Origin of the sequence: uncultured Agrobacterium sp. (genome assembly GCF_913777885.1) — a bacterium.
Taxonomy (GTDB): domain Bacteria; phylum Pseudomonadota; class Alphaproteobacteria; order Rhizobiales; family Rhizobiaceae; genus Agrobacterium.
Map to the genome: position 1 here is coordinate 1 of NZ_CAJYTV010000004.1, position 23,445 is coordinate 23,445.

The following is a 23,445-nucleotide window of genomic DNA, read 5'->3' on the forward strand; positions in this document are numbered from 1 at the left end:
TTTCCTTGTTAAATAGAAACAGTTCTGTTGGTTCAAACGGGATCGACTGATTGTCCGGGCGGCGCGTGCCGTAGCCAACGCATACGGCCAAGCCGTCCGGGCAAGCAGGTGGCCCGTTTCAACCAACCCGAAGGGCCGGTCATCTTTCCGCCAGGCTCAAAGGCGATCGGCTCGACCGTACCTTTGGGTATGCCCTTCGCCAATCGCCTTTGCCCTGACGAAAACCTGCTCCGGCAGAACGTTTCTATTTAACAAGGAAACGCTCTAAGTCGCCTTCCGACAAGCTTCTGGGCTGTAGATCAAGTATCGATCGTTAGCTATGCCTTGGTCGACGATGCCGACTGGTCGTAAGCGTTCGGCTCCCCCAATCGTTGTCTCACGTTACGTAAGGTCATGATGTATAACGATTTTTATTTTTAACGTCTTCGTCGGCGCCCTCCCGGTTAAACTTTTATACATTCGTCGCGGCATATAACGATCATCGGTTTTCGCGCTATGATGGTGCGTCTCATCAAGATCGACGAAGCAATGATCCGCAGCCCAAGGAGGGGTGGCGGCTGGCGGTCGCTATTGTCATCTGCAGCCTGTCTTAAGCGAGGGCATATGTCGTTTTTTGAGAATGCTAAAATTCGGACCAAGATACTGAGTCTCATTCTTCCGGTTTCATTGGTCGGTCTGGGCGGTGTTGGCTTCGTTGCGGTCAACTACAAAAATGCCGATACGACGTACTCCAACATCATTGCAAACAATAGCGCCGCCGCGACCGAGCTATTCCGGGCAAACACATCCCTGGTGGCCTTGGGCTATGACACGACGCTTGGTTTGTTGCGGTCAGAGCAAGGCCTCAAGCCAACCGAAATCCAGGACGAATACAAAAAGGATGTCGCCGCGCTCCTGTCCCGACTTGAGAGTGCGCCGAAACTTCTTCCGGAAATCAGTACCACTCTCTCTGGCATCACCGATCGGGCGAATGCCATCGTCAGGGCCACAGATGAAGTGTGGGTGATGATGAAGAACGGTGATTTTTTGACCGCGCGCCGCAAGCTGACCGAAGTCAACGCGCAAATCGCGTCCTGGCGACTGGATATCCGCGCGTTGAATGAGAAGACGCTGCAGGATGTCGTGGCTAATTCTAATACTCTTTCTGCTACCACCAACTCAACGATACTCTACTCCCTCGCCGCGCTTGGATTACTCTTCGCATCCGCAATAGCCGTTTCATTGCTGGTATCGTCGCGTGGGATCACTGGTCCCATCGACCGGCTGCGCAAGCGGATGGAGACACTGGCTTCGGGCAACGTCACCGACGAGGTTGAGGGTCTTGGCCGTAAGGATGAATTGGGCGAAATGGCGAAAGCGGTCGCGGTTTTCCGCGATAACGCGCTTGAGCGCGTTCGCCTCGAACAGGAAGCAGACGCCAATCGCAGCCTGTCGGAAAAGGAGCGAATTGCGCGCGAGGAGCAGAAGGCCAAGGAAGCGGCGAACACGCAGTTTGCGGTCGATAATCTTGCCAATGCGCTTTCGCGTCTTTCGGAAGGCGATGTGTCCTACCGCATCAGCCAACCTTTCGTCGCGCATCTCGATACCGTTCGCGAGAACTTCAACTCTTCTGCCGAGAAGCTTCAGTCGGCTCTCACCCGTGTCGCGGAAAATGCCCGTGGTATCGATGCCGGTGCCAACGAAATCCGCGCTGCGGCTGACGATCTTGCCAAGCGCACTGAGCAGCAGGCAGCCTCGGTCGAGGAAACCGCAGCCGCCCTGGAAGAGATTACCACTACGGTGAAGGACTCGACCCGTCGCGCTCAGGAGGCCGGTCAACTGGTCGCCAAGGCGCGCACCGGCGCGGAACAGTCCGGTGATGTCGTTCGCAAGGCCGTGGTTGCCATGGAGCGTATCGAGAAGTCTTCCGGTGAGATTTCCAATATCATCAGTGTTATCGACGAGATCGCATTCCAGACCAACCTTCTGGCTCTCAATGCCGGCGTCGAAGCGGCACGCGCAGGCGAGGCGGGCAAGGGGTTTGCCGTTGTTGCCCAGGAAGTGCGCGAACTGGCTCAGCGTTCCGCCAGCGCTGCCAAGGATATCAAGGGCCTGATCTCCACCTCGAACAATCAGGTTCAGGAAGGCGTCGAGCTTGTTGGCGAGACGGGCCGGGCGCTGGAGACGATCGTGTCGGAAGTGCAGGAGATCAATCGCCACGTGATGGCGATTGTGGAGGCGGCACAGGAACAGTCTTCCGGTCTGCAGCAGATCAATACCGCTGTGAACCAGATGGACCAGGACACGCAGAAGAATGCGGCGATGGTGGAGGAGACGACGGCTGCGAGCCATGGTCTTGCTCGCGAAGCTTCGTCGCTGAACCAGCTTCTCGGACAATTCAAGCTCTCGGATACGTTCGAAGCTCCGGTTCGGCCTGCAACCTCCGCCGAACGTCCGGCTGCGTCGCCGGCTCGCGCTCTTGGTCGCAAGATCGCTACGGCCTTCAGTGGTAACGCTGCCGTCAAGCAGGACTGGGAAGAGTTCTGATAGGACTTTGAGCCATCGCTAGACTAAAAAAGCCGGGCGCCCAAATCGTCCGGCTTTTTTTGTGCGGCGACATCGCGCGGTTTTCGTTCCTCTCGAGTGTCGCGTCACATTGTCTTGCGAAACCGATTCCGCTGATCACGCCAAGTCCATGAAGATGCTTTACAACATTGCGAGCGAGGTCTTCCTGGTTGGCGGAGGAAACGCGGCGTCGAGAACCGCCCAATCGTCGTCGCTGATTTCCAGATCGGTGGTGCCTCGGTTTTCTTCGACCCGTTCGGGTCGGGCGCTTTTGGGAATTGCGAGCAAGCCGTCTCGCTCAAGCAGGAACGCGAGTGCAACCTGTGCCGGGGTGGCCTGATAGGCTTTGGCGATCTTGATCAGATCATGATTGCCCAAGATCCGTCCCTGTTCGATCGGTGAGTAGGCCATGATCGGGATTCCCTTATCCTGGCACCAGGGCAGAAGGTCAAATTCTATTCCGCGCCGGGACAAATTGTAGAGCACCTGGTTTGCAGCGCAATTGGTGCCATTCTCGATTGCAAACAGTTCCTCCATATCCTCGGTATCAAAATTCGAGACACCCCAATCGATGATCTTGCCGGACCGCTTCAGCGTTTCGAAGGCCGCTACAGTTTCTTCCAGCGGATGAGAACCGCGCCAGTGCAGGAGATAGAGGTCCAGTTGTTCTACGCCGAGGCGCGAAAGGCTGCGCTCGCACGCCTCGATGGTGCCTTTTGAGCTGGCGTTGAATGGGTAGACCTTGCTAACAAGAAACACGTCCTGGCGTAGATCGCGAATTGCCTTCCCCACAACGTCTTCGGAGCGCCCGTCAGCGTACATTTCCGCCGTGTCGACGACTGTCATTCCTAGTTCGACTGCCTTGCGGATGCTTGCGATCTCCTCAGCCTCGTTTGTCTGCCTTTCGCCCATGTTCCAGGTGCCTATGCCTAGTGCTGGGATGTTTTTTCCCGAAGGAAGAGTGAGGGTTGGTATCTCGTCATACATGGAGGTCTCCTCAGACTGATATCCGTCAGTAAACCGAAAGGTTCGCCTCCCGATCCATCAAAAATTCTGTGCCATCCCATTCTTGGCGCTTGCTGGTTCTAGATGCGGCCAACGCTTAAATTGGTGCGCAAGGGGACCTTCATGACAATAGAGACTTTTATCGCACTTCTGCTCTTCGCCTTCACGACATCGATAACGCCAGGGCCGAACAATATGATGCTGTTTGCCTCAGGGGTAAATTTCGGGTTTCAACGGACGATCCCACATATGTTCGGTATCGCTGCAGGCTTCTTCTCGCTTTTGATCGGCGTCGGGTTAGGGCTTGGCGCGCTACTGCACGCCGTTCCCTTATTATACACTGTGCTTAAATTTGCAGGCGGCGCCTATCTCATATGGATCGCGTGGAAAATCGGAACGTCGCGAACCTTGAGCGAAGGTGAGGCCGTTGGCGAACCGATGACATTCCTGGCGGCAGCCGCGTTCCAGTGGGTCAACCCAAAAGCGTGGGTGATGGCGGTTACGGCAATGGCGACCTATACCGATGACAACGCTTATACAACGACGGTTGTCCTTGTCGGCATCGCTTTTGCAGCCGTCAATCTTCCGAGCGTTTCGACATGGGCAGCGTTTGGCTCTGCGCTACGCGAATGGCTGTCCGTTCCGGTGAGGCTCAAATGGTTCAACATCACCATGGCGGTGTTGCTCGTCGTCAGCCTCTGGCCGATGCTGAAGTGAAAACCTCCCGTGAGGAAAGCTTTAGCCGAGGCCGAACGGGATGTCGGGCTTCGTCAGCATCAGCCAGATAATGGCGATGACGGCGAAGAAGGCTGGAAAACCGCAGGCAAACCAGATGCGATACAGACTGAACCATCGCGGCGGAAGGGGGGAGCCGGCGGCAGCGGAAGCCCTGGCGATATCGCGCAGCTTCATCTGTATCCAGACGACGGGAAGCCAGAAAAGGCCGACAATAACGTAGAGCAGAAGTGAGACCCACACCCACCCTTGCGTCAACGGCCAACCAATAATGCGTGCGAGAATGTATCCTGTTATCGGCTGAAAGATCGCGGCGGTTGCGGTGAAAACCGTATCCGCGATCACCACTGTTTCCGCAACATGGGCGATGAGGCTTGGATTTTCGGTCCGGCGCGCCATGACCATGAAGAAAGCAATGCCTGCTCCCGTGCCCAGAAGCACCGTAGCACCGATGACATGGGCCGTACGGATCAATTCCTCCAGCATGGAGCGCTCACCGTTCTTCCAGCGTCGCGATTGCGGCCAGCGTCAGGACGATCGACGGCAACACCTTAAGGAGGGGGCCGAGCGGATCGAGCCAGAGCGAGGGTTCCACAAGCGTGGCGCCGAAGAGGTATGAGGCCGTCACCAGCAGCATGCCCTGCATGGCTTTTCTTGAGAACCGCTTGATGACGACAGCAAGGCCGAGGCCGATGTCGACCGCGCAGGTGACAAGTGTGAGCGCGGTGGCTAAGGGTCCAGACAAAAGTGCAGAGAAATGGCTTGCTGCGTTTTCGACGTTGGCCAGCGGAACGAGGCCCGACAGCAACCAGAACATCGACAGGCATAGGATTATGAGCGGCTTCAAAAGGTAGAGCCGCGCAAACCAGAGATCCTGTACAGCTGAAGGATGACGCGCGAGAGTCTCGGATGCCGTCGCGACTGCAAGCGTATTTGCCTGCGCCTTTGTCGAGACGCCCTCCGACATGACTGCCATGGCGGTGGACCGAAGCGGTGAACGCCATCCCAGATGTCCCGCAAGGTCGGCCATCAGGCTGACGGCTTTCGCAATGGCAGGCGAGAGGGCTACAGACTTCGCAGGAGGGAGACCAAGCCACTGGCGATGCAGTGCTACGAGTTGGCTCAACGTCATGACTTCATCGGCTGCCAGGTGCAGGTCGCTTCCCGGTGCGATATGACCGCTGACAGCGCGCGACACGGCAGAGGCGACATCGTTGACCGAGACAACGCGCACGGGACTGTCTGCATGTGCGAGCGGAACGACGCGGGGAAGACCGGCCAAGGCCCGGATGAGGGCTGTACCCCCATGGGCGTTGCGGCCAATAACGAGGGCGGGGCGGAAGATGACGTGCGGCAATCCACTTGCGGCAAGGGCATCATCGGCACCGCGTTTGGTCGCCAGGAACGGTAAGTCGGCAGCGGTGCCAGAGGTTTGCGCTGAGATTTGAATGACCAGCCTGCCGTGTGCCCGGATGCACGCCTCATAGAGCGCAAGCATCGCATCCAGCTGCGTCGCGGAGAGATTGTCCGCCAGACCATCCTGGAGCGCGCCTGCGCAATTGATGATGACCTCGTGATCCGCAACAAGCTCTGTCCAACTCGCAGCGTCCTTCATCTGCGCCAGATCGCTCTCGATCCAGTTGGCAAGAGGAAATTTTCGGCGGGCGGAAACGGTGTTGCGGGCCAGGCCCGTCACTACATGGCCGTCATTGTGAAGCCTGCGAAGAATATCCGAGCCGATGAAGCCGCTTGCGCCAAGAATCAATATCTTCATGCCTCTATCTAATCAAATGTGACGTTGCATGCCATCGTCTGCCTCCGGCAGTTGCGATTTCCAGTCGCTTTCGCGCGCGACATTCTTCTTTCGTTCTTTTTCTGTTGCGCTTGCCGCTCGAATCCTGCGAAGAGGAAGAATGCAATTTTCTCCGCAACAGGATGAGGCCCTCAAGGCTGTTTCGCGCTGGTTGAAGGAAGGCCGCTCGCCGGTGTTCCGTCTCTTCGGCTATGCAGGCACGGGCAAGACCACACTTGCAAAGCACTTTGCCGAACACGTTGACGGCGAAGTGCTGTTTGCCGCGTTCACCGGCAAGGCCGCGCAGGTTTTACGTTCGCGTGGGGCCTCCAATGCCCGCACCATCCACTCGCTGATCTACCGGCCTCGTGGCGAAGAGGCCGTCGAAGACGAGGAAACCGGCAAGACGTCGATCGCGCCGATGTTCACGATCAATCGGCAAAGTCCGCTTGCCAAGGCAGCGTTGATCATCATCGATGAATGCTCGATGGTGGATGAACAGCTTGGCAAGGACCTGATGAGCTTCGGCACGCCTGTTCTGGTTCTGGGCGATCCAGGCCAGTTGCCGCCTGTTTCGGGCGGCGGTTTCTTCACCGAGCAGGAGCCGGATTATCTTCTGTCGGAAATCCATCGTCAGGCGAAGGACAACCCGATTATCCAGCTTGCCATGGATGTGCGTGAGGGACGCGAGATCATGCGCGGAGACTACGGCACCGCGCAGGTGATCTCCAAGTCGGAAGTGACGCAGTCGCTGGTTCTGGATGCGGATCAGGTTCTGGTTGGCACGAACCGAACGCGCAAGCGCTACAATCAGCGTCTGCGCGAACTGAAAGGATTTTCGGCGGATTACCCGCAATCCGGCGACAAGCTCGTATGTCTGCGCAACGACCCGGCAAAGGGGCTGCTCAACGGCTCGCTCTGGCAGGTGATGAGTTCATCCCGGGAAACGGTCAAACCAGGCATCAATTTGATGATCAGGCCGGAAGACGACGATATGGATCGCGGTGCGGCGAAGATCAAATTATTGAAGGCTGCCTTCGAGGAGAGCGAGACAGAGATACCGTGGTCAACGCGCAAGCGTTACGACGAGTTTGACTATGGCTACGCGCTGACGGTTCATAAGGCGCAGGGTTCGCAATGGAACAATGTCGTGCTTTTTGACGAAAGCTATGCTTTTCGAGATACGCGCGAACGCTGGCTCTACACCGCTGTGACGCGTGCTGCGGAGACACTGACCATCGTTCGATGATGCTCAGGCCTGCATTACGATTGGATGACACCCATGGTCAGAGCTTTTGCGACAACCTGAAATCGGTTGTTGACGCCAAATTTCCCGAGCAGACTTTCCTCCAATAGGTTCAGCTCGTCAGCCGAAATGCCGAGAGTGCGGCTCATACGGGTGGAGGAGTAACCTTCCGACATCAGTTCAAGGCAGGTGGTTTCCTGCTCTGTCAAATCGGCAATCGAGTCCTGGTCGGGATCGCAATCGTGGTCGTCGCTGAAATCCAGAAGGTTGCGGATTTGATCGATCTGGCGATGAACGGAAGACATTTCTATTGCAAGCTCGCCCTTGCGCGTCTCGAGTGCGACCTGGAAGATATCATCAGCTTCCTCCTGTGAGGATGCGTTATCCAGTTGACCCATAATGTCCTGGATGGCTGCGACCGGAACACCGATTTCACGCAGGAGGTTTATAACGGCCATGCGATGTACGTCTTGGTGAGAATATACCCGCATCAGCCCCATTCGACCTGACGACAGGATTTTCTTTTCCTCATAGAAATGCAATGTCCGGTGCGTCACGCCAAAAAGATTTGCCATATCGGCGATGACGACAGGCTCGCTTGGAAGAGAAGACGGAATTTTGACCTCTGGAAGAAAGGCTCTCTGAGCCTTCATAGGCGATGACATGGACGGATTATCGACCTTACTCACGGACTTATCGCTCCATGGTCGGTTTTGGGCTGCAACACCCGGTCGAACCGGGAGATCAGCCACCGCGTTTACATCAATATCATCCAGAAGAACCGCGTCTAAAGTCAAGTCAACGTTAGCATTATCTAATGAAATAGATTGCGTCATATTAGTCCCCATCCAGAACCTGCATAATGCGCTGGATGGATAATGGTTCCATGGAGAGGTAATTTTTTTGGCACTTGCGTGTTGCCGAAATAATTGGGAACAGATGAAGCCTTGAATGGCCATCATCATAAGGTCCGGGATTAGGAAAAATGCCAACGAAATTGTCCGTCAATCTGAATGCCATCGCCATGCTGCGCAATCGCCGCGATCTGCCTTGGCCGGATGTGGCGTCTTTTGGGCGCATTGCTCTTCACGCCGGGGCAAGTGGGCTGACGGTTCATCCTAGACCGGATCAGCGTCACATTCGCTTCTCCGACCTGCCGGTTCTGCGCGCCTTGATCGATGATGAATTTCCGGGGGCGGAGTTCAATATGGAGGGCTATCCGACCGAGGACTTTCTCCTGCTGTGCGAAGAGGCCGAGCCGGAGCAGGTAACCCTGGTGCCGGATGATCCGTCGCAGGCGACATCTGACCACGGTTGGGATTTCCGCGAACACGCAGATTTTTTGAAGACCGTCGTCTCGCGCCTCAAGGCCCGCGGCATGCGCGTTTCGCTGTTTGCGGATGGTGACGGAGACCGGACGGCGCTGGAACTGGCTGCCGCCACAGGTGCCAGCCGTATCGAGCTTTATACCGGGCCCTATGGTGGCTGCTACGATAGTCCCGAGGCTGCCGCCGAGTGGATCGATAAACTCGGACGGACCGCCGATATTGCCACGGAATTAGGACTGGGCGTGAATGCCGGTCATGACCTGACCGTCGCAAACCTGCCCGCGCTGGTAAAGCGTATTCCCGACCTTGCCGAAGTATCCATCGGCCACGGACTTACAGCGGATGCGCTGGAGTTCGGTATGGCCGAAACCGTCCGGCGTTTTTGCCGGGCCTGCGGTCAGGCCATTTCATAACTAATGTCAGTTTTTGCCCTTACAATGAAACCGCGTAGAACCTGCGCGGTTTGATTTTCTCATTGCAGTGAGGGCAAGTGTCATGCAGGAACATCATGTCGTCGTCGTTGGCGGAGGCTTCGGCGGGTTGCAGACGGTTCATGGTCTGAAAGGCGCGCCAGTGCGCATCACCCTGATCGATCGTCGTAATCATCATCTTTTTCAGCCGCTTCTTTATCAGGTCGCAACGACCGCGCTCGCGACATCGGAGATCGCCTGGCCTATCCGCCATCTGTTTCGTGACAGGCCGGAGGTCTCTACTATGCTGGCCGAGGTTTCCGGCGTCGACCGGACGAACCGAACCGTTCATCTGACCAATGGCGATAGGGTCTCGTTTGATACGCTGGTGCTCGCCACCGGTGCGCGCCACGCCTATTTCGGCAATGACGCCTGGGAAAAATATGCGCCCGGCCTCAAGACATTGGAGGATGCCACCACCATCCGTAGGCGACTGCTTCTTGCCTTCGAACGCGCCGAGTTGGAGAAGACGCAGGAGGTGAAGCAGGCTTATCTCACTTTCGTTGTGATCGGCGCCGGCCCGACGGGCGTCGAAATGGCGGGGATGATTGCGGATCTCGCTAAAAAGGTGCTGCCTCCGGAGTTTCGCAATATCGATACGCGCAAGACGCGGGTCATTCTGGTGGAGGCTGGACAGCGCGTGCTGCCTGCCTTTACCGAGGATCTGTCGGAATATAGCAAGCGGGCGCTTGAAGAACTCGGCGTGGAAGTCATGCTCGGCACACCTGTCTCGGATTGTACCGAAGAGGGGGTCAAGATCGGCGATCATTTCATTCCGGCGCGGACCGTTATCTGGGGGGCCGGGGTGCAAGCTTCCCCCGCCGCGCAGTGGCTTGGCGTCACGGCAGATCGGGCTGGTCGTACCGAGGTCGGCCCGCATCTTCATATTGCCGATGACCCGAACGTCTTCGTCATTGGCGATACGGCGCTTGTTCAGCAAGAGGGCGGCAAACCCGTGCCGGGTATCGCGCCCGCCGCCAAGCAGCAGGGCAGCCATGTTGCCAAGGTCATCAAGGCCCGACTGACGGGACGGTCACAGCCAGCGCCGTTCAAATATGTGCATCAGGGAAATCTTGCCACCATAGGCAAGCGGGCGGCCGTCATCGATTTTGGCAAGATCAAGCTGAAGGGCGTTGTTGCCTGGTGGATATGGGGACTTGCCCATATTTACTTCCTGATCGGTACTCGCTCCAGGCTTGCTGTCGCCTGGAGTTGGCTTTGGATTTACCTCAGCGGCCAGCACAGTGCGCGTTTGATTACCCAGCGCGATACACTGAAGGATGAGACGCAGCCTGTCGGGAAGGCGTCTTAACGAGAAGAGGCGGGCACAGCCGGTGCCCGCCTCTCTCTGATCTACCGGTAATCGCGGCGAGTTACGCGTCAAGCGTTGCCATATCGATGACGAAGCGGTAGCGCACGTCGCTCTTCAGCACGCGCTCATAGGCTTCATTGACGTCCTTGATGTCGATCTTCTCGATTTCGGAAACGATATTGTGCTCACCGCAGAAATCCAGCATTTCCTGGGTTTCCTTGATCGAGCCGATCATCGAACCGGACAGGCTCTTGCGGCCTGGGATAAGCGAGAAAGCGTGGACGGGAATCGCGTTTTCAGGTGCGCCGACCACGACCATGGAGCCATTGACCTTGAGCAAGCCAAGATAGGCGTTCCAGTCGATTTCTGCCGAAACGGTGCAGATGATGAGGTCGAAGGTGCCTGCAAGCTTCTCGAAGGTCGAGGCGTCGCTAGTCGCGTAGTAATCCTTCGCACCGAGCTTCATGCCGTCTTCCTTCTTGGAAAGCGACTGCGACAGGACGGTGACATCGGCACCCATGGCCGCGCCGATCTTCACGCCCATATGGCCAAGACCGCCCATACCGACGATAGCGACCTTCTTGCCAGGACCGGCGTTCCAGTGCTTGAGCGGCGAATAGAGGGTGATGCCGGCGCACAGAAGCGGTGCGGACGCGTCGAGTGGCAGGTTCTCCGGAATGGAAAGAACGTAGCCTTCCTTGACGACGATATGGTCCGAATAGCCGCCCTGAGTTGCCGTCTTGCCGTCGCGTTCGACCGAGTTGTAGGTCTGGACGAGGCCTGGCATGTATTGCTCATTATCCACGTCGCGAGTGGCGCAGCCAACGCAGCTATCGACGAAGCATCCGACGCCGACATGGTCTCCGACCTTGAAGCGGGTGACCTTGGAGCCGACGGCGGTGACGATGCCGGCGATTTCGTGGCCGGGGACGATTGGGTAGACCGCATTCTTCCATTCATTCCGGACGGTGTGAATGTCCGAATGGCAGATGCCCGCATATTTGATGTCGATGACGACATCGTCTTCGTTCGGCTCGCGGCGCTCGAAGGTGAAGGGCGTTAGCGGCTTGGACGCGTCTGTTGCAGCATAACCTCTTGCAGTAGCCATCTGAAGTTCCTTTCAGCTGTGGAATGGGATGGTTGATCATGCGCCCCTAACGCGAAAGAGCGGTAGAGCGATCCTCCGAGCTTCTTGCATAATTCTACAAAAGTAAGACGCGCCCTCTTTGCGAGAAGGGCAAGGCATTTTAGATATGTCTCAACGGAACTGCCGTTTGCCTCAAGGTTTTCGCTCGATGACGCTGCCTTTTAGCCCTTACCAGGAAATCGTTTCCATTGCCGCCCGCTACGCGCAGGATGAAGGGGAAGTGACGACCCAAATCGACGCTCTGCGGCTCAGCAAACGTTTCAGCCCGAGTGCGCCCTGCCACGGCAGTTATCATCCCTGTTTCGCCATGGTCATTCAGGGCGCCAAAAGCCTTCAGCTCGGCACCGATACCATTAATTACGGGGCGGGAGATTATCTCCTGACGTCATTCGATCTGCCGGTGGCGTGGCGCGTGGTGGAGGCAAGCCGCGAGGTGCCGCACTTCTGCATATCGATTGCTATCAGCAGTGAGAAGCTTCTGGATGTGATGAGCCGTGCGCAGATTGCGCGCTCGCCAACTGCCGTTCCCAGCCAGCGCGGCATCGTGGTGAATGCCGCAACGCCCGAGCTTCTGGACGCCACGACGCGCCTGTTGCGTTTGCTCGATCGTCCAGCAGAGATCCCTGCCATGGCGCCGCTGATCGAGCAGGAAATCCTTTACCGCATCCTGACTGGACCTGCGGGCGGTCAGCTGATGAATATTCTGGCGGTCGATAGTCACGGAAACCGGATTGCCCGTGCCATCGCGTGGCTGCGAGAAAATTACGCCCGTCCTATCCGCATCGAGGATGTTGCCGAAAGGGTGGGCATGAGCGTGTCGTCCTTCCACCAGCATTTCAAGGCGGTGACCGCGATGACGCCGGTGCAGTATCAAAAGCAGTTGCGCCTGCATGAGGCGCGCCGCCTGATGCTGCTAGAACGGCTGGATGCCGGAACCGCCAGTCATCGAGTGGGCTATCAGAGCCCGTCGCAGTTCAGTCGGGAATATGCCCGAGTCTATGGCATGTCACCAGCGAGAGATGTCGAGGCGTCGCGCGAAAGCATGAGCACTGCTGCGGAGTAGAGTGCGCCTTTCACGCAAAGCTTAAGCTTGTGTCTTCCGCCGTGCTGCTGGAGGCCAGCACGGCGAAAAACGTTCGTTCTTAGCCGGCCAAAGCTGCCTTGTTTGCTTTAAAAAAGTCTTCGGAAGGCTGAGGCTTCTTGCCTGTCAGGGTTTCATAATCATCCGTCAGGATCTCGAAGTTGCCGACGGCAATATTAGCATCGGCGGAAGCCAGCATAGCCGCGACGAAGCCGGGTAGGCCGGCGCCTTCGATGCCCTTTTGCAGATCCTCCGGCGATACCTTGACGACCTCGAGCGGCTTGCCAGCCGCTTCGGATACGAGCGCTGCGATCTGGTCCGCATCCAGAAGTTCGGGTCCTGTCAGCGTGTAGGTCTTGTTTTCGGCCTTGCCCTTGGCCAGCGCCGCTGCCGCAGCGCGAGCGCAGTCGTCGCGCGAGATATTGGAAACCTTGCCGTTGCCCATCGCGGTAAACCACTGGCCACCCGCCAGATTGTGCGGCATCCCGTGCAGGTAGTTGTCGAGATACCAGGCGTTGCGGATGATCGTGTAGGGCAGGCCGCTTGCCTTGACGGCGTCTTCCGTGCCGAGATGATCGGGGGCAAAGGTCACGAGCGACTTGTCCGGGTTTGGCATGGACGTGTAGGCGAGGTGCTTGACACCCGCCCTTGCAGCAGCGGCAACCGCCGCCTTGTGCTGCTTCAGACGTTGACCCGGAACGGCAAGCGCATCGGTGGAAATAATGAGCAGCGTGTCGATGCCTTCGAACGCTTTCTCCAGCGAGGCCATGTCGTCAAAATCGGCTGCGCGCGTCTCGACGCCCTTTGCCGCAAGGCCTGCGAGTTTGGATGTATCGCGGCTGGCGGCGACAACATCGGAGGGCGGGACGTGATAGGTTTCCAGGAGATGACGGATGGCGGCCTGGCCGAGATGACCGGAGGCACCGGTCACGAGAATCTTGCTCATAATATATTTCCTTTGCTGGTCTCGAAAAGAGAGTAGCTCTAAAATAGGAATTGACTGACCGGTGTAAAGAAGGCAGTTCTAGCGCCCTACGTTACCAGAAGGGAACCACCGCCATGGGCGCGACAGTCTCACGCTTGAAACCGGCCGCAACCTCGGGTCCAGCCCAAAGGTCGGCACCCCTGCCGGATTTTGCCAATCTTGATTTCGACAATTGCCCGGTGCGCGATCTACTCAATCACATTGGTGGGAAATGGTCGACGTTGCTGTTGCAGGCGCTCGCGGAGCGCCCCTATCGTTTCGGCGAGTTGCGCCGCATTGTACCCGATATCTCACAACGTATGCTGACCCAGACACTACGCGACCTGCAGCGGGATGGTTATATTCACCGTGAAGTGTTTCCCACCAAGCCGCCCAGCGTCGAGTACAGCATGACGGCGTTGGGGCGGTCCCTTTATATGCCGTTGTCGCAGGTCATCAATTGGGCGCTCGATAACCATGATGCGGTAAAGAAGGCGCGAACAGAGTTCGACGCCACCCCGTAAGTCTCTGTCTTAGCTCGCAATTTGAGCGTGTCTCATATTGCGGCGCATCAATTCGTAATCTTCGATCAAAAATCTTCTTGACCCTGACAAGCGCTCCGCTTAAATGTCGCTCGAACCGTACCGTACGGTACATAATTGAGAGTGGAGTGGACAAGGTGGGGACCGATCCGATCACAGCGCAGGAATTTTCGCCGCGACAGAACGCCGTTCTGGAGCAGGCATTGCGTCTTCTGGTCGAGGGTGGAGAAAAGGCGCTGACGACCTCTGGTCTGGCACGCGCAGCCAACTGTTCCAAGGAAAGCCTCTATAAGTGGTTTGGCGACCGAGATGGTCTGCTGGCGGCGATGATCAGCTTTCAGCAGAGCAAGGTTCGCACCTTCGAGAAAGCGGGCGATCGTGTCACGGCGCCGCAACTCGTCGATCATCTTGAAGTCTTTGCGCATGACCTGCTCGACGTGCTGGCAGGCGATGTGTCGCTGGCGTTGAACCGTCTTGCCATCGGGCAGGCGAGCCGTGAAGGCTCCAAGCTCGGCAATCTGCTTCTGGAGCGGGGGCGTCGTCAGATCGACAAGCGTGCTCGTGGTCTGATAGAGGCCGGGCGCCGTTGCGGTTACCTGCGCTTTGACGATCTGGAAGATGCCTATCGCAGTTTTTACGGCCTGATCGTTACCGATCTGCATGTGCGCATGTTGCTCGGCGAAGCGCAGGCAAAGGATTTTTCCGCTCGGGCGCGCAAGGCGGTTGCTGCCTTCCTGACGCTCTACGGGACGGAAAAGGTACATTCGGAAAAGGGCGGCAAACTCGCCTGAGTTCCGGCTTCAATCATCTGGTTTTGAATAGGGAAGGACCAAGAAATGCGCGTTTATTACGATCGTGATGCCGATCTCAATCTCATCAAGGCGAAGAATGTCGCCATCGTCGGTTACGGTTCGCAGGGCCGCGCGCATGCGCTGAACCTGAAGGACAGCGGCTCCAACAATGTCGTCATCGCTCTGAAGGCCGGTTCGCCGACCATCAAGAAGGCAGAAGCCGATGGCTTCAAGGTCATGACGGTTGCCGAAGCTGCCAAGTGGGCCGACCTGTTGATGATGGCAACGCCTGACGAACTTCAGGCCGACATCTACAAGGCTGAGATTGCCGGCAATATCCGCGACGGCGCTGCCATCGCATTTGCCCACGGCCTCAACGTTCACTTCGGCCTCATCGAGCCGAAGGCTTCGCTCGACGTCGTCATGATCGCACCGAAGGGCCCAGGCCATACGGTTCGCGGCGAATATCAGAAGGGCGGCGGCGTTCCTTGCCTCGTTGCCGTTCACCAGAATGCTTCCGGCAATGCTCTTGAACTCGCACTCTCCTACGCCTGTGGCGTTGGCGGCGGTCGTTCCGGCATCATCGAAACCAACTTCAAGGAAGAGTGCGAAACCGACCTCTTCGGCGAACAGGTCGTTCTGTGCGGCGGTCTCGTAGAGCTGATCCGCGCTGGTTTCGAAACGCTGGTCGAAGGCGGTTACGCGCCTGAAATGGCTTACTTCGAGTGCTTGCACGAAGTGAAGCTGATCGTTGACCTGATCTATGAAGGCGGCATCGCCAACATGAACTACTCGATCTCCAACACGGCTGAGTGGGGCGAATACGTCACCGGTCCGCGCATCATCACTGCTGAAACAAAGGCTGAAATGAAGCGCGTTCTGCACGATATTCAGACCGGCAAGTTCACCTCCGACTGGATGCAGGAATACCGTTCGGGTGCAGCCCGCTTCAAGGGTATCCGCCGCATGAACGACGTTCACCAGATCGAAGAAGTTGGCGCGAAGCTGCGCGGCATGATGCCCTGGATCGGCAAGAACAAGCTGGTCGACAAGGCCGTCAACTAAGACGGTCTGGCGCCTGCGCCGTCAGGCCAAGCAGACGGAAATATGCGAGGGCGCGGAGGGAAACTTCCGCGCCCTTCTTCTTACGGTCGAGAGAGAAAGCTGGTTTCGTTTTTCGGGATTGCAAAGGACGTGATTATGCACGAACACGACACACTATTGCTGACGTCCGAGCTGGATGGCATCCGAAGACTGGAAGAGAGCCTGTGGATCGCTGAGACGCGCTTCAACGTTTCGCTGATGGACGAAGTGTTTTCTCAGGATTTTTTTGAGTTTGGGCGATCCGGGAGAACATATGATCGCGCGGAGATGCTGATCGAAGCTGAACCCGGGCAGGACATAAAATCGACCATCCCGCTTTTGAATTTTCATGCGCGCCATCTCTCTCCAGACGTCGTGCAAGTGACCTATGTGAGCGAAGTGCTCTACGGCGAGAAGATTGAGCGGGCCAATCGCTCTTCCATCTGGAGCCGTCACGGTGATGGCTGGAAACTACGTTTTCATCAGGGGACACCTATTGGCGTCGATCTGGATGACGCGTCCCACCTGCTGTCCAGCAGCGCGAACGGAAAAAAGCTGCGCGAGTCCATCGCGCAGCTTGAGAACGATGACGTGACTGGGCGAGAACTGCCACAGGCTTGATGTGTCACCAAACCGTAACTTTCAGTTCAAGCTGCGTTCACGGTCAAATCATGCCTCAGGATAAATCACGCCCTTGGTCAGGATGAAGCAGCCGTAGAACCGCAGCTCACCTGTGGTGATGATGCAGTAGGCGTCCTTGGCCTTCTCGTAGAACGCAAAGCGCTCGATGCCATACATGGGCGCGGACTTGCCTTCGGCAGCGTCGATTTCGGCCTGAACCTCCTGCTGGACCGGCTCGATCTGGTCCGGTGCGCCCATCACTTCCATGCGGCCGACCGAGGGCTGCAAGGGCGTGTCGAGCGGGAAGACCGAGAGGATGGCCTTGATAGCCTGAGCGGAGGTGAGGTTTTCCATCCGCAGCACCTGACCAACGGCGGTGTGCTGGGCAATGCTGTCCGACGGGAAGTTGGTGTCGGTGATGACGAGCGTGTCTGCATGACCCATGGCGCGAAGCGCGTGCAGCACATCGGCGTTGAGCGCGGGGTGGATATTCTTGAGCATTTTGTCTCCTCCGGACAGCAAATCAGTTGGGCCGCAATCCATCCTTAAATTTGTCGCCCGTCAATCCATCGGCAAGCAGATTGTGAAGTCTTTGAAGAGATTGTATGGGATGTCCGCAACTTGGGAGAGGACGCAAAAAATCTCGAAAAACCGTACCGAAAACTGATAAGTCAGTATTGCTGACCTATCGATGTTTCTGTACCTATTTGCGTCATAAAACGAAATATGAGGAAAAAGACCCATGCTCGATTGGGAACAAATCTTCGCCACGCGGTCATCGCGGATGAAAGCCTCCGAAATCCGTGAGCTCTTGAAGCTTCTGGATCAGCCGGACATCATTTCCTTCGCAGGCGGTATTCCCGATCCGGCGCTGTTCCCCGATGCGGATTTCAAACAGGCCTATGCGGATATCTTCTCTGGCGCCCAGGTCAGCTCCGCTCTGCAATATTCGGTGAGCGAAGGCTACAAGCCACTGCGCGAGTGGATCGTCAAGGACATGGCGAAGATCGGCATCGTCTGCTCGGTCGATAACGTCTTCATCACCTCCGGTTCGCAGCAGGCGCTGGATTATCTCGGCAAGCTGTTCCTGTCGCCGAACGATACGGCACTTGTCACTTGGCCGACCTACCTCGGTGCGCTGTCTGCCTTCAATGCTTATGAGCCGACCTATGACCAGCTCAATCCGGGTGGCAATCGCACACCGGAAACCTATCGCGACAACGCCGCCAAGGCTGGCGGTTCGGTCAAGTTCGCTTATCTCTCTGCCGACTTCTCCAACCCGACGGGTGAGACGGTCGATCTTGCAGGCCGAAAGAAGCTTTTGGAATTGGCTGATGAGCTGGACATTGCGGTTATCGAGGATGGCGCCTATCAGAACCTGCGGTTCGACGGCGAGCCGGTCACGCCGATCCTGGCGCTCGATATCGAGCGCAATGGCGGCATCGAAAAGACCCGCACCATCTATTCCGGCAGCTTCTCCAAGACGCTGGCGCCAGGTCTTCGCGTCGGTTTCGTGGTTGCGGCAATGCCCGTCATCCGCAAGCTGGTGCTGATGAAGCAGGCGGCGGATCTGCATTCCTCGACGATCAATCAGATGGCGATCGAGCATGTCGCATCGCGCGGCTTCGACAAGCAGGTCGCCAAGATCAAGGCGGCCTATAGTGCGCGCCGCGATGCCATGCTGACGGCGCTCGACAACTACATGCCGAAGACTGCACGCTGGACAAAGCCGGAAGGCGGCATGTTCATCTGGGTGACGCTGCCGGAAGGTCTCGATGGCGCGGAGCTTCTGGCGCAATCGCTTGCCAGCGAGCGTGTGGCCTTCGTTCCGGGCAAGGCTTTCTTTGCCGATGGTTCGGGCAGCAACACGCTACGCATCAGCTTCTCCTGCGCCAATGAGCAGATGATCGATGAGGGCATCAAGCGGCTTGGTCGTCTGATCGCCAATGCCGAGACCACCACCAAGGCAACAATGCCGATCGTATAAGGCAAGGGGCGGGCTTGTTGCGCCCTTAACCGACGAGCCTTTGCTGGCCGATTTGAATGCGGCCAGCATTTGACGTGATGCTTTGCTCCGTCATCCACGCGTTACGGCATTGCTGTTACGACGCTTCGCACAGACACAACGCCACCCATTCGAAGGATATGCGCCATGGCGAGAACCTATCCATTTCATCAGGTCGATGTCTTTTCCGCCATGCCTCTGAAGGGCAACCCGCTTGCGGTCGTCTGCGACGCGCATGACTGGTCCGATGAGGAGATGGCGGCTTTCGCCAACTGGACCAATCTCAGCGAGACGACCTTTCTGATGAAGCCGACGGTGGCGGGAGCGGATTACCGGGTGCGTATCTTCACGCCCACTGGCGAGTTGCCCTTTGCCGGTCACCCCACACTCGGCACCTGCCATGTCTATCTTGCGCATTCCGGGCAGACAGGCAAAGACGAGATCGTCCAGCAATGTGCGGCCGGGCTGATCAAGATCAGGGTCACCGGCGAAAGCTTGGCTTTTGCAGCGCCTCCACTGCGCAAGTCCGGTCCGGTCGATCCGACCTCTGTTTCGCAGATCGCGGCGGCACTGGCGCTGGCACCAGAGGTGATCCTGGATGCAAGCTGGACGGATAATGGTCCAGGGTGGGTATCGCTGCTTCTCAGAAGTCGCGCTGATGTTATCGGCATCGAGCCGGACTTCGCGGCGCTCGGCGGGTTCAAGGTGGGCGTGGTTGCGCAATGCCAGCCGGAAGATGGGATCGATGCCGATTTCGAAGTGCGCGCTTTCTTCGAAGGTGGTGAAGACCCCGTGACGGGAAGCCTCAATGCGGGCGTTGCACAGTGGCTGATCGGTGCTGGCGTGGCTCCAGAACGCTATGTCGCCAGCCAGGGTACGGTTCTTGGCCGGGCAGGGCGTGTCAGCGTCGACAAGATCGGTGACGATATCTGGATCGGCGGGCAGGTCACCTCCTTGATTGAGGGAAAGATCACGCTTTAACGGCGAATGTGACAGACAAATCCTGTCTGTCACATACATGTTATGCAGGTATGTTTTAGCGGTCCCAACTCCAAACAGGGACTGGATTCATGAAAACGCTTCTTTCCGCCTTCACCGCCATCGTGTCGCTCGGCTTTTTGATGAGCGCCGCGAATGCCGCAGATCTGGTGCTTTACACCAGCCAGCCGAATGAGGATGCCCAGGCGACTGTCGACGGCTTCAAGTCTGCCAATCCCGGTATCGACATCGAGTGGGTTCGTGACGGAACGCCGAAGATCATGGCCAAGCTGATGGCCGAGATCGAGGCGGGAAATCCGGTTGCCGACGTTCTTCTGATTGCCGATACGGTGACGCTGGAACGCATGAAGCAAGCCGGTCAGTTGATGGCCTACAAGTCGCCGGAGGCCGCCCATTACGATGCCTCGCTCTACGATGCGGATGGCTATTACTATTCCACCAAGCTCATCACCACCGGCATCATGTATAACACGCAGGCCGCGATGAAGCCGACGAGCTGGAAGGATCTGGAGAAGCCGGAAGCCAAGGGGCTGGTGACCATGCCAAGCCCGCTGACCTCGGGTGCGGCTTTGATCCACGCGCAGACGATTGCCGCTGTTCCAAGTCTAAGTTGGGATTACTACAAGGCACTGAAGGACAATGGCGCGATTGCCGCCGGTGGTAACGGTGCTGTGCTGAAATCCGTCGCTTCCGGTGAGAAGGCTTACGGCGTGGTTGTCGATTACATGCCGATCCGCGAGAAGGCAAAGGGCGCTCCGGTCGAGTTCGTCTTCCCGACAGAAGGCGTGTCCGCCGTCACCGAGCCCGTCGGCATTCTGGCCCACACCAAGCATGCCGATGCCGCCAAGAAGTTCGTGGATTATGTGCTCTCCACCAAGGGTCAGGAAGGCTTCGTCAAGCTCGGCTATATTCCGGCGCGCAACGATGTTGCCCTGCCAGCTGGCTTCCCGTCGCGCGACCAGATCAAGGTGCTGCCACTGAACCCGACCGAAGCGCTGAAGAATTCCGAAAAGGACCTCAAGACCTTCTCCGATATCTTTGGCGGCTCCAAGGGCTGATCCTTTTTCATGCCAGTCATATCAGCCAAGGGAAGCAGCCAGCCGCGCTGGCTGTTTCCATTTGTCATTATCGTCGTCTTCATGCTCAGCGCGTTGCCGCTGGGACGGTTGGCCTATACCGGCATCCTTTCGTCACTGAAGGGTGACATGTGGCCGCTTCTCAGCGATCCGGCGCTGTGGCAGGCCGCGGTCAACACGCTCTCCACCTCGTTTTTCGGCATGCTGATTTCGCTTGCGATCGGCGGTGTTTTTGCGCTGGCGCTGACGCTCTGCAATATTCGCGGCAAGTCGATTTTAAGCTTTCTCTTCATGCTGCCAATGATGATCCCGCCGCAGGTGACGGCGCTTTCCTGGATCGGCATGACCGGACCGTCCAGCACGTTGTTGAAGGCCATCGGGATGGCGCCGGCGCTTGGCTCTGCCCAGCCGCTTTACTCGATCTTCGGGATTTCGCTGCTTCTCGGCGTCCATCATGCGCCGCTCGTCTATCTGTCGTTGCGTTCAGGGCTGCTGGCGCTTCCGCAGGACGGGATCGAGGCGGCGAAGCTTTCGGGTGCATCCTCTTGGCAGGTGCTGAAAGATATCATCCTGCCGCTCTCCATGCCGGGGCTGATTGCAGGCGCAGCCATCGCCTTCGTTTCGGGTGTGGGCAATTTCGGCATTCCCGCCATTCTCGGCATCCCGGCCTCCATCTTCACCCTGCCGACGCTGATCTACAGCCGCTTCTCCAGCTTCGGCAGCAGTACCTTTGGCGACATCGCCATGCTGTCGGGCATGATTGCCATCATCTCCGTTCTCGGCCTTGCCATTCAGGAACGGGCGATGAAGGGGCGAGACTACCGCATCATCGGTCTTTCCGGCAAGGCTGCGACCTTCCAGCTCGGCGGCTGGCGCTTGATTGTCGAGGCGTTTCTGTGGCTCGCGATCCTCATTATTCTCGTCGCGCCGCTGGCCGCGCTGGTGGCAAGCTCGCTCGCGCCCGCCTATGGCGTGCCGCTGACGTTGAAGACGGCGACCATTCATGCCTATGAGGAAATCCTGTTTCGTCAGTCGGTGACGCGCACGGCTTTCGTCAACTCGCTGTTTCTGGCGACGGCCACATCCTTATGTCTCCTACTGGTGACTGTGCTGACCGCTTATTTTCTTGTGATGGGCAAAAGCCGGTTCATGTTCCTGCTGTCGGCGCTGGTCGATATTCCCTATGCGCTGCCCGGCGTGGTGATTTCCGTCTCCTATGTGTTGCTCTTCGCTGCACCCATCCCGCTTGTCGGCATCACGCTTTACGGCACGCTCTGTATCATCCTTCTTGCCTATTTCTCCTCCTTCTTCGCCGTTAGCCTGAAACCTATGGCCAGCGCCTTTACCCAGTTCGATCCGGTGCTGGAGGAAGCGGCGCGGCTTTCCGGTGCCGGGTTCTGGCGAAGGATGAAGGATATCATTCTGCCGCTCGTCGGCCCCGCAGCGGGTGCCTCCGTCATTCTGGTCTTTCTGATTGCCTGCAATGAACTGACGGTCTCTGCCTTGCTCTGGTCGGCAGGCACCCAGACGCTCGGTGTTGTGATCTATAATCTCGATGATAGCGGCAGCTTCGATCTTGCCTCGGCACTTTCCGTGCTGGTGGTGGCGATGGTGATCGTGCTGATGCTCTTGCTCGAACTGCTCGGCCGCAAGCTGCCGAAGGGAGTTGTGCCTTGGCGAAACTGATCCTCAATCGCCTTTCGAAGAGCTTTGGCGGCGGCAAACCCGCCGTCAACGATGTGTCGATGACGATCCGCGATGGCGGCTTTCTCGCTCTGCTCGGCCCGTCCGGCTGCGGCAAGACCACGGTTCTGCGGATGATCGCAGGCTTCGAGCAGCCAAGCGACGGCGCGATCCTTCTTGGCGAAAGGGTGCTGGCTGATGCTGGCAGCATGGTGCCACCGGAACGGCGCAATATGGCAATGGTTTTCCAGTCCTACGCGCTCTGGCCGCACATGACGGTGGCGGAGAATACCGGTTATCCGTTGAAGGTGAGGGGCATTTCCGGCGAACGTTATCGCCGCAAGGTGATGGATGCGCTATCGACCGTGCGGCTCGATGCCTATGCCGATCGCCGCCCTTCGGATCTTTCCGGCGGTCAGCGTCAGCGTGTGGCGCTGGCCCGCTGCCTGGTCACGGAGCCGGACGTGGTGCTTCTGGACGAGCCGCTTGCCAATCTTGACCGGCATCTGCGCCAGGAGATGGAGGAGACCTTTCGCGAATTCCATGCGACCTCCGGCGCGACCATGGTTTATGTCACGCATGATCAGGCCGAAGCCATGGCGCTTGCAACAGACGTGGCTGTCATGTCGGAAGGCAGGCTGTTGCAGATGGCTGCACCCGCTGAGCTCTACGCAAGGCCGGAAGGCCGGCTTGTCGGTTCGCTGGTGGGGCAGGGCGCCATTATTTCACTCGGTCTGCCGGACGATGCTCCGCGAGCATTGAGCTGGGACATGCTGAAGCCAGCCATGCGGAACGATGCGCCTATGTCCCCAGTGAGGGATATTCTCGTTCGTCCGCAGGATGTGTTGCAGGATGCCGAGGGCATTGTCTGCCGCATCAGCAATATCCTTTACGAGGGAGAACGATACGCCCTGCGCCTGACGCTACCGGATGGACAGGTGCTGCGCGCCTATTCCCGAGAGCCGGCAGCGCTTGGGGCGGCCTATCCCGTCATCGTACGCTCGGCCTGGCGTTTGTAATG

General features: G+C 57.7%; 22 protein-coding genes. 15 read left to right on the forward strand and 7 right to left on the reverse strand.

The features are described from left to right. The first annotated feature begins 603 nt into the window (after window positions 1–603). Entirely contained in the window at window positions 604–2,526 is a 1,923-nt protein-coding gene (locus tag QZ869_RS04010) for a methyl-accepting chemotaxis protein (RefSeq protein ID WP_296102588.1), read from the forward strand. A 159-nt stretch (window positions 2,527–2,685) separates the two neighbouring features. Here QZ869_RS04010 and QZ869_RS04015 read toward each other — a convergent pair whose 3' ends face one another. Continuing rightward, complete coding sequence (locus tag QZ869_RS04015; protein WP_296102591.1) at window positions 2,686–3,531, reverse strand: aldo/keto reductase; 846 nt, start codon at window positions 3,529–3,531, stop codon at window positions 2,686–2,688. Between the two features lie 141 nt (window positions 3,532–3,672). On the opposite strand from QZ869_RS04015, the gene QZ869_RS04020 reads away from it, so the two are divergent. After that, window positions 3,673–4,266 carry a LysE family translocator gene (locus tag QZ869_RS04020; protein ID WP_296014862.1) on the forward strand — a complete coding sequence of 198 codons (594 nt, stop codon included), beginning with the start codon at window positions 3,673–3,675 and terminating at the stop codon, window positions 4,264–4,266. Window positions 4,267–4,287: 21 nt separating this feature from the next. Here the strand turns inward: QZ869_RS04020 and QZ869_RS04025 are convergent, their stop codons facing one another. Both QZ869_RS04025 and QZ869_RS04030 read right to left on the reverse strand, forming a co-directional pair. After that, on the reverse strand, window positions 4,288–4,770 hold the full coding sequence (locus tag QZ869_RS04025) for a DUF2269 domain-containing protein (protein ID WP_296102594.1): 483 nt from the start codon (window positions 4,768–4,770) through the stop codon (window positions 4,288–4,290). A gap of 7 nt (window positions 4,771–4,777) precedes the next feature. Beyond that, entirely contained in the window at window positions 4,778–6,058 is a 1,281-nt protein-coding gene (locus tag QZ869_RS04030; protein WP_296102597.1) for an SDR family oxidoreductase, read from the reverse strand. A gap of 139 nt (window positions 6,059–6,197) precedes the next feature. On the opposite strand from QZ869_RS04030, the gene QZ869_RS04035 reads away from it, so the two are divergent. Beyond that, window positions 6,198–7,325, forward strand: coding sequence for an ATP-dependent RecD-like DNA helicase (locus QZ869_RS04035; protein ID WP_296014833.1), 1,128 nt, complete (start codon window positions 6,198–6,200; stop codon window positions 7,323–7,325). A gap of 14 nt (window positions 7,326–7,339) precedes the next feature. On the opposite strand, the gene QZ869_RS04040 is transcribed toward QZ869_RS04035, so the two are convergent. Next, window positions 7,340–8,284: a MerR family transcriptional regulator gene (locus tag QZ869_RS04040; protein WP_296102600.1), complete on the reverse strand. Its 945-nt coding sequence runs from the start codon at window positions 8,282–8,284 to the stop codon at window positions 7,340–7,342. A 23-nt stretch (window positions 8,285–8,307) separates the two neighbouring features. On the opposite strand from QZ869_RS04040, the gene QZ869_RS04045 reads away from it, so the two are divergent. After that, window positions 8,308–9,063, forward strand: coding sequence for a pyridoxine 5'-phosphate synthase (locus QZ869_RS04045; protein ID WP_296102603.1), 756 nt, complete (start codon window positions 8,308–8,310; stop codon window positions 9,061–9,063). A gap of 82 nt (window positions 9,064–9,145) precedes the next feature. Next, complete coding sequence (locus QZ869_RS04050; RefSeq protein WP_296102605.1) at window positions 9,146–10,432, forward strand: NAD(P)/FAD-dependent oxidoreductase; 1,287 nt, start codon at window positions 9,146–9,148, stop codon at window positions 10,430–10,432. Window positions 10,433–10,493: 61 nt separating this feature from the next. On the opposite strand, the gene QZ869_RS04055 is transcribed toward QZ869_RS04050, so the two are convergent. Continuing rightward, on the reverse strand, window positions 10,494–11,540 hold the full coding sequence (locus QZ869_RS04055; protein ID WP_296102608.1) for an NAD(P)-dependent alcohol dehydrogenase: 1,047 nt from the start codon (window positions 11,538–11,540) through the stop codon (window positions 10,494–10,496). A gap of 187 nt (window positions 11,541–11,727) precedes the next feature. Between QZ869_RS04055 and QZ869_RS04060 the strand changes: the two genes are divergently transcribed. Further along, the gene (locus tag QZ869_RS04060) at window positions 11,728–12,642 is read left to right on the forward strand and encodes an AraC family transcriptional regulator (RefSeq protein WP_296102610.1); all 915 of its coding nucleotides are present in this window, start codon (window positions 11,728–11,730) and stop codon (window positions 12,640–12,642) included. A gap of 79 nt (window positions 12,643–12,721) precedes the next feature. On the opposite strand, the gene QZ869_RS04065 is transcribed toward QZ869_RS04060, so the two are convergent. After that, window positions 12,722–13,609 (reverse strand): SDR family oxidoreductase, encoded by an 888-nt coding sequence (locus QZ869_RS04065; protein WP_296102652.1) that lies wholly within the window; start codon window positions 13,607–13,609, stop codon window positions 12,722–12,724. Window positions 13,610–13,719: 110 nt separating this feature from the next. Between QZ869_RS04065 and QZ869_RS04070 the strand changes: the two genes are divergently transcribed. The 4 genes from QZ869_RS04070 (at window position 13,720) to QZ869_RS04085 (ending at window position 16,661) form a co-directional block, all read left to right on the forward strand. Beyond that, window positions 13,720–14,148: a helix-turn-helix domain-containing protein gene (locus tag QZ869_RS04070; protein WP_296102613.1), complete on the forward strand. Its 429-nt coding sequence runs from the start codon at window positions 13,720–13,722 to the stop codon at window positions 14,146–14,148. 155 nt (window positions 14,149–14,303) lie between these two features. Further along, window positions 14,304–14,957 (forward strand): TetR/AcrR family transcriptional regulator, encoded by a 654-nt coding sequence (locus QZ869_RS04075; RefSeq protein ID WP_296014909.1) that lies wholly within the window; start codon window positions 14,304–14,306, stop codon window positions 14,955–14,957. Window positions 14,958–15,002: 45 nt separating this feature from the next. Then, window positions 15,003–16,022, forward strand: a complete 1,020-nt coding sequence (ilvC, locus tag QZ869_RS04080) for a ketol-acid reductoisomerase (RefSeq protein ID WP_296014809.1) — start codon at window positions 15,003–15,005, stop codon at window positions 16,020–16,022. A gap of 135 nt (window positions 16,023–16,157) precedes the next feature. Then, on the forward strand, window positions 16,158–16,661 hold the full coding sequence (locus QZ869_RS04085; RefSeq protein WP_296102615.1) for a nuclear transport factor 2 family protein: 504 nt from the start codon (window positions 16,158–16,160) through the stop codon (window positions 16,659–16,661). 48 nt (window positions 16,662–16,709) lie between these two features. Here QZ869_RS04085 and QZ869_RS04090 read toward each other — a convergent pair whose 3' ends face one another. Then, window positions 16,710–17,162 carry an RbsD/FucU family protein gene (locus QZ869_RS04090; RefSeq protein WP_296076909.1) on the reverse strand — a complete coding sequence of 151 codons (453 nt, stop codon included), beginning with the start codon at window positions 17,160–17,162 and terminating at the stop codon, window positions 16,710–16,712. Between the two features lie 241 nt (window positions 17,163–17,403). Between QZ869_RS04090 and QZ869_RS04095 the strand changes: the two genes are divergently transcribed. The 5 genes from QZ869_RS04095 to QZ869_RS04115 all read left to right on the forward strand — a co-directional run bounded on the left by QZ869_RS04095 (window position 17,404) and on the right by QZ869_RS04115 (window position 23,443). Further along, window positions 17,404–18,648, forward strand: coding sequence for a PLP-dependent aminotransferase family protein (locus QZ869_RS04095; RefSeq protein WP_296102617.1), 1,245 nt, complete (start codon window positions 17,404–17,406; stop codon window positions 18,646–18,648). Window positions 18,649–18,813: 165 nt separating this feature from the next. Further along, complete coding sequence (locus tag QZ869_RS04100; RefSeq protein WP_296102620.1) at window positions 18,814–19,647, forward strand: PhzF family phenazine biosynthesis protein; 834 nt, start codon at window positions 18,814–18,816, stop codon at window positions 19,645–19,647. An 89-nt stretch (window positions 19,648–19,736) separates the two neighbouring features. Next, window positions 19,737–20,723: an ABC transporter substrate-binding protein gene (locus QZ869_RS04105; RefSeq protein ID WP_296102622.1), complete on the forward strand. Its 987-nt coding sequence runs from the start codon at window positions 19,737–19,739 to the stop codon at window positions 20,721–20,723. 9 nt (window positions 20,724–20,732) lie between these two features. Then, window positions 20,733–22,427: an iron ABC transporter permease gene (locus QZ869_RS04110; RefSeq protein ID WP_296102625.1), complete on the forward strand. Its 1,695-nt coding sequence runs from the start codon at window positions 20,733–20,735 to the stop codon at window positions 22,425–22,427. Further along, complete coding sequence (locus QZ869_RS04115; RefSeq protein ID WP_296084983.1) at window positions 22,415–23,443, forward strand: ABC transporter ATP-binding protein; 1,029 nt, start codon at window positions 22,415–22,417, stop codon at window positions 23,441–23,443. The genes QZ869_RS04110 and QZ869_RS04115 overlap by 13 nt, the downstream gene beginning before the upstream one ends. Window positions 23,444–23,445: the final 2 nt, after the last annotated feature.